The organism is Bizionia hallyeonensis (genome assembly GCF_042657385.1).
In the GTDB taxonomy this organism is placed as follows: domain Bacteria; phylum Bacteroidota; class Bacteroidia; order Flavobacteriales; family Flavobacteriaceae; genus Algorimicrobium; species Algorimicrobium hallyeonense.
In genome coordinates this window covers 32,033-45,378 of the sequence record NZ_JBHSLA010000003.1, presented here as the reverse complement: position 1 = coordinate 45,378, position 13,346 = coordinate 32,033, and the positions used below count along the sequence as shown (strand labels likewise).

Below are 13,346 nucleotides of genomic sequence, written 5' to 3'. Positions count from 1 at the left end.
TTACCTTTTTACATGTGTTCTTAATTTAGAATTGCAAAGGTATGATTTTGATAGGAAAGCACGAAAGGTTTTTTGATAGGGAGTTTTTGCATGGAGATTTGTGGAGAAACGTGGAGATTCATAAAGAGTTTACGTCAAAATTATTTAATGATAACCTGATAAACTGCAACTATGACTGAAAACTGTAAACTGCGATTGAGTACCGCAAACTGTAATCTGAACATTACTCAAACCGAATAGCTTTAACTGGCGAAATTTTTGTGATGATATAAGAAGGAATCAACAACATTAGTAAACACAGAATAAACGTACCAATATTTAAAGCGGCAATATAGGTGATGCTTAAATAAACAGGTGCTTCACTTACGTAGTACACATTTGGGTCTAAAGGGAAAATTTTAAAATATTTTTGCGCCAATAGAATGCCTAAACCAATGAGGTTTCCCCAGATTAATCCTAAAACTATTAAATAGGATGCGTTGTACAAGAATATTTTTCGGATGGTCCAGTTATTACTTCCCAACGCTTTTAAAATACCAATCATTTGCGTGCGTTCTAAGATTAAAACGAGTAATGCGGTAACCATATTAAATCCCGCTACCAGAACCATAATGCCAATAATGCCATAAATGTTTTTTACAAAAATACTTATCCACTCAAAAATGGAATCGAATTTTTTCTCCACCGTAACGGTATTAAATTCAGATGGTGTGTTTTGATATACTTGCTCGCGAATAGCATCTAATTGCGAATAATCATCCACAAAAAGCTCAAAATGACCAACGTGATTTTTTTCCCATTTATTAATACGTTGTAAATGTTTGATATGCGAAATGAGATAAGTTTTGTCAAATTCCTGAAATCCGGAATTATAAATACCCACAATTTCATAAGGAATAATACGTACTTTTTGGTTGAAATCTTTATTTACAAAATAGGTTTGAATGGTATCTCCAACCGTTACATGTAACCGATTGGCGGTGAATTCGGAGATTAAAACATCCTGACTATAGGCATCTGTATATTCTGGAAGTTTCCCTTTAACTAGGTATTCTTGAAAATAATCCCATTTATAATCCGTACCAACACCTTTTACAATTATAGCTTCAAAATCGGTTTCGGTTCTAATAATTCCAAATTTTGTTGCCACACCTTGGATATGTTCAACACCTTCAACCGCGTTGAATTCAGGATAAAAATCTTGATCTAATGAAAGTGATCCATCACTCTCTTGCGAATTATTATTGCCAAACTTGGAAATCATTAATTCACCATTAAACGCAACTACTTTTTCACGAATTTTTTGTTGAAGCCCAATTCCAGTAGCAATGGAAATCATCATGACAATAATACCAATGGCAATTGCAGCGATACCAATTTTTATTATTGGTGCCGAAACGCTACTTTTATACGCTTTACTATCAATAATGCGTTTTGCTATAAAATATTCGAAATTCAAATGATGCAATTACTTTTAAATCGATTCAAAAATACAGTTTTATTATTTGTTATGGTACTGATTTCTTGTGGAAACTTTTCACAAACGGAATCAGTTGAAAAAACAAATATGCTTCAAAATTCAGCACATTCTAATCCTGAAACGAAAAAAGATTTAGTGGTTGGTGCTAATCAAACAGATGCGTATTTACCCTTATTAAAAGGAAAGCGAATTGGTATTGTTGCCAATCAGACTTCGGTTATATTTAAAAACTCGGGACATACAAGTTACACGCATTTGGTAGATTCATTAGTCGCATTAAACCTCAATATAAAAAAAGTATTTGCGCCAGAACATGGTTTTCGCGGAACTGCTGATGCTGGCGAAGTAGTTAAAGATGGAATAGACACTAAAACCGGCTTGCCTATAATTTCGCTGTATGGTGACAATAAAAAACCAAAACCTGAACAATTGGCTGATATTGATTATGTAATTTTTGATATTCAAGATGTTGGTGCCCGTTTTTACACTTACATTTCCTCATTACATTATGTTATGGAAGCTTGTGCAGAACAAAATATTCCACTCTTAATTTTGGACAGACCCAATCCAAACGGTCATTATATAGATGGTCCTGTTTTAGAAATGGCTCATAAAAGTTTTGTTGGCATGCATCCAGTGCCTGTGGTTCATGGTATGACTATTGGCGAATATGCCCAAATGATAAATGGCGAAAAGTGGTTGAAAAACAACGTTAATTGCATACTCACGGTTATTCCTGTAAAAAATTATACGCACCAAACAGCTTATAGTTTACCAATTAAACCATCGCCCAATTTACCGAACGATGTGGCTATAAATCTGTATCCGAGTTTGTGTTTTTTTGAAGGCACCAATGTTAGTGCTGGACGTGGAACAGAAAAACAGTTTCAAATATTTGGGAGTCCTTTTCTAGATAAAGCGATGTTCAATTATAATTTTGAATTTACTCCAAAACCAAATGAAGGTTCCAAATATCCAAAACATGAAGGAAAAGTTTGTTATGGTTTAGATCTAAGTGACGCGCAACAACTAAACCGACTGGATTTAAATTATTTGATTGAAGCCTATCAAGCAACATCGGACAAAGCAACCTTTTTTAATAACTTTTTTATCAAATTAGCAGGAACTGACAGGTTGCAAAAACAAATTGAAAGTAGTCATACCGCCTACGAAATTAAAAAAACCTGGGTTCGTGATTTGCAAACCTATGATAGCATGAGACAAGCATATTTAATTTATAGATAACATACGGCTAATCGTACGGTTTTCCGTTAGGTCTTAAATTCGCGGCTCTGTATTCTGCTCGTGTTTGAATGACATAGCGTTTATCATTACTTAAACGCCTTGGATCAGACAAACTATAAGGAACAAAAATTGTTCCTTCACTTTCACCTTTACTAATTTTAGTGGTTTTGTAAATCGCTACAGCTTTGTTTTTAGTGGTAAATTTTTTATTCTTTAAAGCCGTTTCGCTTGGCGGATAAAATTGCTTTAATGCTTCATTATTTATTAATAGTCCTTTTGTATCAGGAGACGGTTTAATCTGCTTTTCCGATTTGACCAATTCACGAGCTTTTGAGTCATTTATTTCCGAAGGTTTTAAAATAATGTCCTTATCCATGTTCGTAGTTGCTGCTAATCGTGTATTAGGCGCAGCAAACTCCATGATGGGCAGCAATCTTGCAATTTTAAAAACAACGGTTTTACTGTAAATATAGGTGTCATCTTTACCTTCTATAAATAATACGGAAAGCGTATAATTACCAACCTCTAAAAAACTCAATGGGACTTTTACCTCCTTTTTGTTGCCACCAAGCGGCATAATCTGCACACCCGATTCGCTTATTATTTCAATTTTGGAAAGAGGATATTCACTTTTTAGAAGCAAGGTATCACCTGTCGCATTCAAATTATGAGCCAAGCTGGCTGCTTTGGTATTTATGTTCTTTGTTATAGTAGAATATATATTACTTTGTGCGAGGGAAACAAAATGGCAACTAGTAACTAAAATCATAAACATCACTATACGTAGTAGTTTCATGACGAATATATTTAAATTAAACAATCTGTTATGGGCTATTAATCAGATATTTAATACTGTAAAAGTATGAGGTCAAGGCAAATACTTCAAATATTGAGATGTTTATTCGTTCAGTCTTTATATTTAATAGACTAACAGAAGGTGAATGAAGAAATAATCGACAAACAGACAGTAAGATATGTTGCTGTTATTGTTACAGCTTTAATACTAACAACTTTATTTATAAGAAAGTTTTGTACGCTCAATTCTAGTAAAAGCATCGATTATATAAATAACAAAAACTATTTTTTTAGCGGATTGCGAAACAACGAGTACATGTTTTCCTTTAGATAAATTTTGTAACGGTATCTGAAAATTTTTAGCATCTATATACAGATCTATTTCACGCTTATATGCCGTATTAATAGAATAAATATGACTAATTTTTGTAGGACTTTGTAATAGTAGGGTGTCCTTGGTTGCATTTAATTCGTGCAGTAAGGTGTTTGCATATAAGTTCGTGTTTTTCTCAATTTTAGCCATGTAGCTGGTTTGCGAATTGGCAAACTGATTACTGAATAAAAAGGGAAATAGGAAAAAAGGGAAAACGTAAGTGTTCATAAAAATCATTGTGTTTTGTTTATAACCAACACAACGACAGCGCATTAATCTCTCGAGATAAATCTAAACAAACGCCCACAATTATTTATAATCTTGTCTACAAACAGCATAAAAGTCGGATGAAAGCTGTGCTTCTCATATACTTACCTATACTTACCTAAACATTTAGTCCTTTCCAGGAATAATAGTCGGTTTTTGATATTTCTTAAAAGGCTGCTTTAATAACTCACCAATTTTACCATTAGCAACTTCGTCTGGAAACACATCTACACCATAAACAATGTTATCCCGATCTAGTTCCATATAGGTTCCAAAGAGTCTATCCCAAATAGAAAATATATTTCCATAATTAGAATCTGTATAAGGCAGAACATAATGGTGATGGACTTTGTGCATATCAGGTGAGACCAACACATAACTCATTAACTTATCAAGCTTTCTAGGCATTCTTATATTAGCATGTGTTAATTGCGTAAAAATGACGGATAAAGATTGGTATAGAAAAACAATAGCTATAGGTGTTCCTACAATAAACACACCCAAAATGGTAAAAGAAAACCGAATGACACTCTCTATAGGATGGTGTCTGTTTCCTGTAGTTGTATCTACATGATGATCGGTGTGATGCACCAAATGAACCATCCAAAGTGGTTTGACTTTATGTTCCACAAAATGTGCCAAATAAGCGCCAAAAAAGTCCAGTAGTAACACTCCCAAAAGCGCATATAAACCTAAAGGCATTTCGGGTAACCAATTAATAATACCGAAATTATTGGCTGCTACCCAATCCGTGGACATAAGTAATAAAAAGGCCAATCCAAAATTAATAATGATGGTTGTTAAGGTGAAAAACAAATTTGGCCAAGCGTGCTTCCATTTCTTGTAACTAAACTGAAATAAAGGTAAGGCACCCTCTAAAAACCAAAAAAACATAATACCACCTACTAATAAAATACTTCGGTGTAATGTGGGAATGGTTTCAAAATAAGTGATAATTGCTTCCAAATTCTTTTTTGTTTAAAGATAGTAAAAGTTCAATTTAAAATTTAATCCGTTTTTTCATTTCCTCCACAATATTAAAAGCTGCCGGACAGATTTCTACATTTTTCATGGTAAGATTAGCTATTTGTTGAAATTTCTTTCTATCCGTATGTGGGAATTCGGCACAAGCTTTTGGCCTTACTTCATATATGCTGCAATAATTATCAGCTCCTAAAAATGTACATGGGACAGATTGTAGCACGTAATCATTATCTTCATCAACTCGTAAAAATTGATCAATAAACGGTTGTGGTTTCATTTTAAAATGTTTTGAAATCCGCTGAACATCCTTATCAGTAAATAACGGCCCAGTTGTTTTACAGCAATTGGCACATTCCAAACAATCTGTACGTTGAAATTCAGCTTCATGAAGTTCTTGCATGATATAATCTAATTGTTTTGGTGGTTTCTTTTTTAGTTTTTTAAAGAAATCTTTATTGTCCTTATGCTTATCTTTGGCAAGTTTTGGAAGGCTTTCTATTTTGGCTTTCAGGTTCAAATTTTCTGGTTTGAGATTCAAATCATTACAAAATTAGGAAAACCATCTTAACAATAAACTTTAAATAGCAAACTTTGGAATTAAAAGACATATTCGGAAAAGCATTATTGGATTATCAATCGGGAAATTATACGGAAGATTTAATTACTTCTACAAATATTTCTGAAGACGATGAGTTACCTATTCCCTATTTATTTAGAGCGTTTAAGGACATGCCCATGCTTGAACAGAAAGCTTTACAGTTAGCAAAAGGGAAAATTTTAGATGTTGGGTGTGGTGCAGGGAGTCATAGTTTATATTTACAAGAAAAAGGTTTTTCTGTTAAAGCTATTGATGTTTCGGAAGGCGCTATTGATGTGGCCACAGAACGTGGTGTAAAAAACGCTGAATTAAAAGCCCTTTTAGATGAAACCGAAACTTTTGACACCATTTTATTACTGATGAATGGTACAGGCATTTTTCAAGAGTTATCTGAAGTCAGCACCTACTTAAACCATTTAAAATTGTTGTTGAATCCTGGTGGTCAGGTTCTAATAGATTCTTCAGATATAAAATACATGTACGAAGATGAAGATGGCGGTTTATGGATTAATACCCAAGCCAATTATCATGGCGAATTGGACTACTATTTAAGTTATAAAGGTGAAGATGAAATACCTATGAAATGGTTATATCTAGATTTTGAAACCTTGAATCTTGCGTGCCAAACGGTTGGATTAAACTGTGAGAAGATACTAGATGGTGCACATTATGATTATTTGGCACGATTATATTACTAGTTCAAGGTTTAAATTTCAAGGTTTAAAGTTCAGTGCTCTAGGTTCACGGTTTTTGGTTTAAGGTTTTCCCAATTTCAACAATCAACAATCATTAATCTCCAATCCCTACTAATGCCTAAATACTAATAAACTTGAACTCCTCCCAAATAGGTTTGTTCCACTTTAGTTTCAGGAACTTGCTGAATATCAACATTCATAATATCACGATCTAGCATAATAAAATCGGCAAACTTACCTGCTTCTATACTCCCCTTTTCGTTTTCTTCAAAATTAGAATAAGCTGCCCAAATGGTCATACCACGCAAAGTCTCTTCACGTGATAAGGCATCTTCCATTTGAAAACCATCTTTAGGAAATTCCTTTAAATCCTGTCTGGCAACAGCGGCATAAAAGGTTAAAAACGGACTTACTTTTTCCACAGGAAAATCGGTTCCTAGTGCTACCTTCCCGTATGTATCCAATAACTTTTTATAAGCATAAGCACCTTTAATGCGTTCAGCTCCTATCCTATCTTCGGCCCAATACATATCGCTAGTTGCATGTGTAGGTTGTATGGATGGCATAATGTCATCAAATTTTTCAAAATCTTCAGGTGAAACAATTTGTGCATGTTCAATACGCCAACGTCTATCATTTTTGCCATTGAGTGCTTTTTTATAAATATTTAAAACGGCATGATTGGCCGAATCACCAATAGCATGTGTATTCAATTGGAATTCTGAATTCGCAATTCGTGTTGCTGCTTTTTCTAAATAATCTAAACTCGTAACCGGTAAACCGTAAACCGTATGTGCATCGGAATACGGCTCACGTAATAAAGCACCACGAGATCCAAGCGCGCCATCAGACGAGATTTTAAACGAGCGAATATGCAAACGATCCGTTTTTACAATGCCGTTTTTTAAGTAGTAATCTAACTGATCTTCCGTACCACTTGCCATGACGTATAACCTAATTTTTAAATCGCCCGTCTCATACAAACTCTCCATTATTTCAATAGCATCAGCCGAAACTCCTGCATCATCAATTGTGGTTAAACCAAATTTAAAACAGTCCTCTTGAGCGGCTAAAAGCGCTTTCACACGTTGACTTCTTGAGGCTACTGGCCAGTTATTAAAAACGAGGTTTTGAGCTCGATCTACTAAAACACCGGTTAACTTGCCATCTTTTTTAATGAAATCGCCTCCATCAATCTCACTGGTTTCCGTTACATTTCCTAAATTTAATGCGGCTTGATTAAACAAGGTAGCATGACCATCCACACGACCTAAAGCAATAGGTGTATCAGGGAAAAGCTGATTGAGTAAAGCGTTATTAGGAAATTCTTTTTCTTCCCAATCATTTTGATCCCAACCTCTGGCATAAATAACGCCAAGTTGATGCTCGTTCTGAAAATCTAAAACACGCTTTAAAACTTCATCAAAACTATCCGTCCCCATTAGGTCCACACTTAATAAATTATTACCTAAACCTTCAAAATGTGCGTGCGCATCAATGAAGCCTGGCACAATAGTTTTGCCTTGGGCATCAATAATAGTATCTGCTACGTATTTTTCTTGAAGTATTTTTGAAGAGGCAATTTCTAAAAACTTACCGTCTTTTATGGCGAAGGCTTCAGCTTTATCAAAATTACCATTTACCGTGTAGATGTTTCCGTTGATTACAATAGCATCAACTGGCGTTTTTTCTTTTTGACAAGACAATACGGTTGCGAAAATGGCTAGGGTTAGAAGTTTTTTCATATTCATTTTAAAATTAGTTTTCAATGCGTTCCTCTTTATAGTAGGAATACGCAAATGAACGTTTTGTAAAAATAGTAAAAGCGTTCAAATTTGAACGCTTTTATAAAAATTTAGATGTAATTAATGAGATTGCCACGTCGTTACCGCCTCGCAATGACATTCTATCTTTATCTTTTAGAAGTCGAATTTATAAGTCGCACCAGCTAAAGCCTGAAAGCCTTGTACTGGATAATTTAACCAACGTTCATAATTCTGGCTAGCCATATTATTTGCTTTGGCATAAACCGATAATCGGTCGTTAATATGGTAACCAACATGTGCATTGGCATCAAAAAAGCCATCTAATGTTACTTGTTGTGTTGGGTTTAACAATGAAGGAAATAACGGATTATCAATGGTTTGAAAACCTGATAATGCCTCACGCTCACCTTCATAAAACAGACTGGCGCCTGCAAACCATTTATCGCTAATTTGATAATCCACAAACAACGAGGCTTTGATATTAGGGAGATTCCAAGCTTCCGTTTCATATTTAGTATCATAAATAAAATAATCGGCTGCCAGACCTAATGTGAAATTACGATTCACATCCACATTCAATTCGCCACCAAATGAAAAGGTTGATACATTATCATAAACAACGCCAAACGAATTCCCGTATTGATAGGTTTCATTTAAATCGAAACCAAAAGGAATTAAATTGTTTCGGAATAAGGCTTTATCATTTTCAGCTATGTAAACACCTTTAAGATTATACCCCATATTATTGGATATTTTTCCTTTAAGTCCAACAAAAGCATGATATTGCTGATCTGTTGGAATAATACTTAAAGTTGGCGAAACAAATGGGTTATCTTGTGCAAAGCTGTAATAGGTATTCTGAATTAAGCCACCTTTAATACCACCATAAGCAATAACCAATTCATCTACCACACGATAGGAAGCAGAAATATTTGGGTAAATATAGAATTTGATATCTCCAGCTTGCGTATCATTTAAATACACCAAGGTTACACCTAGATCTAATGTTAAATCCTCTTGAATTAATTGATAGGTTGGTGCTAAACCAATGTTGAAATTTCCATATTTCAGTTCGTCATTCGTTATGTAGTTTCTCTCGAAACTACCACCAAGATAATCGATAGTTAAGGCCGTATTTATTTCGAAATTACTAATTTCAATATCGGAACTTATTTTCGCATTGAAATGATTTTCTCCTGATCCATTATCGTCTCCAAAATGTCTAAAAAGCACGGTTCCTTTATCAATATAGGTGTCTTCAAAAGCTATATCACCACCCACATGAACACCATAAAATGTATGTCCAGCGTCTATTCCTTGCGCATCTGCTTCGGTAAAACGCGGTTGATCCATGCCATACCAATTATATATTTGGTGTACACCGCCAAGGTTGACATTCCAAGACATATCGCGATTGTTTTGACCGTATGTTGCTTGCATTTTGGTATTATAAAAATTATCATCTAACAACACCTCATCCAGGCCACCTTGCGATGAGTGATGACTAAAGTAACCACCTACATTTTCTGTTCTACTAATAGCATGGTTTAAATAAACTTCACCCAAAATACTCGTATAACTACCAAAACCTAAAGACGCATAATTATCATACAATTTAGGTGCCTTTTGTTTATCTAAAACGGCCGCTTTCCCTTTTGCAGGCGTAAATGTAGACGCGACTGGAATTGAAAAAATATTATAGTCTATATCTTTTTTAGTTGCTGTAACATCATCATCTAATGATGGTGTTTCTTTTACCTTAAACGCATCTGAAATGGAAGGCGTATATGGTTTTACCACATTAATAACGTTGGTGTCCAACGTATCTTTATCGCGTTCTTGTGCCCACGAAAAAACCGATATAATAAGAAATAAACTCGTAAATACTATATGAATGTGCTTGCGCATAGATTTATTTTTTGATTGCTGAAATTGCTGCTGTGTTGTCATAATAATTATATCCAATTAGTTTCCTGCTGGATCTTGTTCTTGTACGGATGCGTTTGTTTTGGCTTGCTCTGATTTAATTTTGGTTAATTCTTTTTGAGCTTCCGTAACCACATCGTCATAGTCTTTGAAATTTTCAATAACGCTTTCTAAAATATAGGTGGCTTGAAAGGCATCATTTAAGGCATAATAATTTTTAGCCATAAGCACCAAACCTTTGGCACTGAACTTTTTATAACCTGAATAATCCTTGGCTAATTTTTGAACCGTAACATTAGACGCTTCATGATTTCCCGCTTTATTTTCAAAATACGCTTTGAAATAAAATGCTTCCGCGGCTGTTTCTCCAGATGCTGTTTTTTCTACTTCGGCATAAGCCGTTTTAGCACGTGTTTCATCGTTCGTTTTCATGGCAGAACGTGCAATAATAACATAAGCATCACTGGTAATTCTATTATCAATTTTTGATTGCTGCAACACCTTTTCAGCATACCCAACGGCGTCATTATATTTATTTAATTGATAATTGGCTTTCATTAAATTGGATTGCGCATACACGACATTCTGTGGAAAACGGGCTTCGGTTTCCAAACGCTTCAGCACAGGAATGGCAGCTGACCAATTTTTAGAATCTAAATGAATTTGTGATAATCTAGATAAAGCTTCCTCTGAAAACTCACTTGGCGTTGCACTAATAACCGCTTGGTAATGTGGCGCCGCATTTTCTTTTAAATCGGTTTTAAAGTATAACTGTGCAACATAAAAATGCGCTTTCAAATTATGAAGTCCCTTTGGAAACTGATTTAAATACCCATTAAATTGCTTAATGGCATCGTCCGTTTTGTTATCTAAATATTTCTTTTCGGCAGACTCGTACGTGGCATTATCTAAATCGGCATCAGAAACAGATACATAATCTAGCGTTTGTACCCAAGCTGCATATTCGTTGACGCGACCTAAATCAATATAAATTAATCTGACGGTTGAAACCGCTTGATTGGCTTCAGCTGTATTTGGATAATTGGTTGCTACAGTTTTAAATTTATCGAGTGCTTCGTTATTTCTACTGGCATTATAATGTACTAAACCTTGACGCAATAAGGCTTTAGGCACGAAGGTACTTCTCGGATTTTCACGAGCCAAACGATCGTACATTTTCATGGCTTCCACCGTTTGATTAGCTTTGATATAGGAATTACCAAGCTCGTACATGGCATCATCCCGAAGCGTAGAGTTTGGATATTTCTGAATAAATTCTTCTAAACCACTTATTTTCTGGGAAGATTCACCTTCATAACCTTCACTTAATGTTTTTTGGAAAAAGGCATAATCGGCATCCACCTTATTCATTTTTACAGCTTTATCATAGGCAGCAATAGCAGCACTATAATTACTAGACACAAAATGCGCATCACCCAAACGTAAATACGTATCGTTTAAACGCACGGGATCTAAATCAGTTCCTTGGAGAAACTTATTAAAAAACTCGCTGGATTTTGTGTAGTTCTTTTGCTTGAAATAGGTATAAGCTATGTTATAATCACTATTTTTATATTCGGGCGTTGTTGTTGCCGTATTGGATTGTTGAAATTGTTTGAAACCAATTAAAGCATCATCGTAATTCGTTAAATTATAGTCGGTTTCTGCTTTCCAAAAGGTCGCACGCGTGGTGTATGTTTCGTTGATAGCTTCTTTAATAGATTTATTAAAAAGTGCTTTTGCTTCTTGATAATTCCCTTCATTGTACAATTCCAATCCACGATAAAAAGTCACTTTCTGATAGGCTTCCTTACTGGCAAAACTGCGTTTCCCTTCTAATAACTTTAAAGCTTCTTGATAATTTTTGGAGGTGATATAAGAATCAATTAAAAGCAATTCAATTTCCTCTTTATAGGTTGAATTTGGATAGGTTTCCAAATAGGTTGTCAACACCTGCGGAACGGATTGATACGGATTGCCAATTTCGTAACTAATTTTAGCATAGTTCAACCAAGCATCTTCTTGAATCTTTAAATCGAAATCCATTTGAGATGCATTTCGAAACGCATTTAAAGCCTCCTGCTTTTTATTCAACTTAATATAGCTTTCACCTAAATGGTAATAGGCATTTTGCGCCACACTATTATTGCCATCAATAATTTTATTGAATTCTGAAATGGCTTTTTCAAAATCGCCTTGTTTGTAATGCGCATAACCTAATTGATAATAATCGGTATTATTCCATTTGCCATTTTTACCTTGATATTCGGTTAAATACGGAATAGCTTCCGCATATTTTTGTTGGTTGAAATAACTTTCGCCTATAATTTTGTTTAGCTCCGAAATTTCAACCCGATTACTTTTTGGCAATTGCGCTTTGGCGAGTTTTATAGCTTCGTCAAAATTTCCTAATTTAAAGTTTAAATCCGCTTGATAATAAGATAGCTTTTCTTTGTATTTTTCTTGATCGCTTACTTGGTCAAAATAAGTGTTGGCTTCTTGATAATCATCGCTTTCATAAGCCATAAAACCAATGTAGTATTTAGCTTGAGAGCCATATTCGGCAGAATTTTCAATACGCGATAAGTAGTTTCTAGCTGTTTTATAGTCTTTGGTTGCAAACGCCACGTATCCATTATTGAAACTAAATTTATCGCGCTCATTTCGGGATAAACTACTTTCTTCCACACGATCATACCATTTTTTAGCATGCGCATATTTTCCGTTTGTAAAATAATAGTCGGCTACATCTAAAAAAGCCGAATTTCGTTTGGTACTTGTTGGATGATTTTCAACAAAATCCTCAATAAGTTTATCCGCATTTTGTTGATTTAAACGAACGGCACAATTAGCCACGTAATAATCGCAATCCGCTATAATTTCATCGTTATCAGCCGTTTTTTTCAACGCTTTAAAAAGTGATTGTGCGGCTTGATATTGACTATTATTATATAAAGTCAGGGCTTTTTGATAATCAACCAAATGATTGGTATACGCTTCTGATTGTTGAGCGTGACTGCTTAATAAAATTCCCAGTAAAAATATAAGTGAAAGAACCGTTTTTTTCAACATGAAACCATTTTTAAATTTAAAAATCAAAGATAATTTAATCTGTATTTTATAACGTTAGAATTATGTTATAATTATAAACAGACTTATAAAAATGATAATTGTTGCACACAAAACATGTTTAATTTATTTCTGATGGCTAAAACAA

Annotated in this window: 10 protein-coding genes; 2 read left to right on the top strand and 8 right to left on the bottom strand. The window is 34.5% G+C overall.

Annotation, left to right across the window (positions count from 1 at the left end):
- Positions 1-223: 223 nt before the first annotated feature.
- The gene (locus ACFPH8_RS08250; protein WP_248395247.1) at positions 224-1,459 is read right to left on the bottom strand and encodes an ABC transporter permease; all 1,236 of its coding nucleotides are present in this window, start codon (positions 1,457-1,459) and stop codon (positions 224-226) included.
- Here ACFPH8_RS08250 and ACFPH8_RS08245 point away from each other — a divergent pair, their 5' ends adjacent.
- Positions 1,460-2,725, top strand: coding sequence for an exo-beta-N-acetylmuramidase NamZ family protein (locus tag ACFPH8_RS08245; protein ID WP_376860067.1), 1,266 nt, complete (start codon positions 1,460-1,462; stop codon positions 2,723-2,725). It begins immediately after the preceding gene.
- Between the two features lie 7 nt (positions 2,726-2,732).
- Here ACFPH8_RS08245 and ACFPH8_RS08240 read toward each other — a convergent pair whose 3' ends face one another.
- The 4 genes from ACFPH8_RS08240 to ACFPH8_RS08225 all read right to left on the bottom strand — a co-directional run bounded on the left by ACFPH8_RS08240 (position 2,733) and on the right by ACFPH8_RS08225 (position 5,682).
- The gene (locus ACFPH8_RS08240) at positions 2,733-3,521 is read right to left on the bottom strand and encodes a hypothetical protein (protein WP_376860065.1); all 789 of its coding nucleotides are present in this window, start codon (positions 3,519-3,521) and stop codon (positions 2,733-2,735) included.
- A gap of 216 nt (positions 3,522-3,737) precedes the next feature.
- Positions 3,738-4,121, bottom strand: coding sequence for a hypothetical protein (locus tag ACFPH8_RS08235; protein WP_376860063.1), 384 nt, complete (start codon positions 4,119-4,121; stop codon positions 3,738-3,740).
- A 165-nt stretch (positions 4,122-4,286) separates the two neighbouring features.
- Complete coding sequence (locus tag ACFPH8_RS08230) at positions 4,287-5,126, bottom strand: sterol desaturase family protein (RefSeq protein WP_376860061.1); 840 nt, start codon at positions 5,124-5,126, stop codon at positions 4,287-4,289.
- A gap of 34 nt (positions 5,127-5,160) precedes the next feature.
- The gene (locus ACFPH8_RS08225) at positions 5,161-5,682 is read right to left on the bottom strand and encodes a YkgJ family cysteine cluster protein (protein WP_376860059.1); all 522 of its coding nucleotides are present in this window, start codon (positions 5,680-5,682) and stop codon (positions 5,161-5,163) included.
- A 53-nt stretch (positions 5,683-5,735) separates the two neighbouring features.
- Here ACFPH8_RS08225 and ACFPH8_RS08220 point away from each other — a divergent pair, with 53 nt between their 5' ends.
- Positions 5,736-6,440, top strand: coding sequence for a class I SAM-dependent methyltransferase (locus ACFPH8_RS08220; protein ID WP_376860057.1), 705 nt, complete (start codon positions 5,736-5,738; stop codon positions 6,438-6,440).
- Positions 6,441-6,562: 122 nt separating this feature from the next.
- Here the strand turns inward: ACFPH8_RS08220 and ACFPH8_RS08215 are convergent, their stop codons facing one another.
- The 3 genes from ACFPH8_RS08215 to ACFPH8_RS08205 form a co-directional block, all read right to left on the bottom strand.
- Positions 6,563-8,182, bottom strand: coding sequence for an amidohydrolase (locus ACFPH8_RS08215; protein WP_376860055.1), 1,620 nt, complete (start codon positions 8,180-8,182; stop codon positions 6,563-6,565).
- 174 nt (positions 8,183-8,356) lie between these two features.
- The gene (locus ACFPH8_RS08210) at positions 8,357-10,111 is read right to left on the bottom strand and encodes a porin family protein (RefSeq protein ID WP_376860053.1); all 1,755 of its coding nucleotides are present in this window, start codon (positions 10,109-10,111) and stop codon (positions 8,357-8,359) included.
- 57 nt (positions 10,112-10,168) lie between these two features.
- A complete protein-coding gene (locus ACFPH8_RS08205) occupies positions 10,169-13,201 on the bottom strand; it encodes a tetratricopeptide repeat protein (RefSeq protein ID WP_376860051.1) in 3,033 nt (1,010 codons plus the stop codon).
- Positions 13,202-13,346 lie beyond the last annotated feature (145 nt).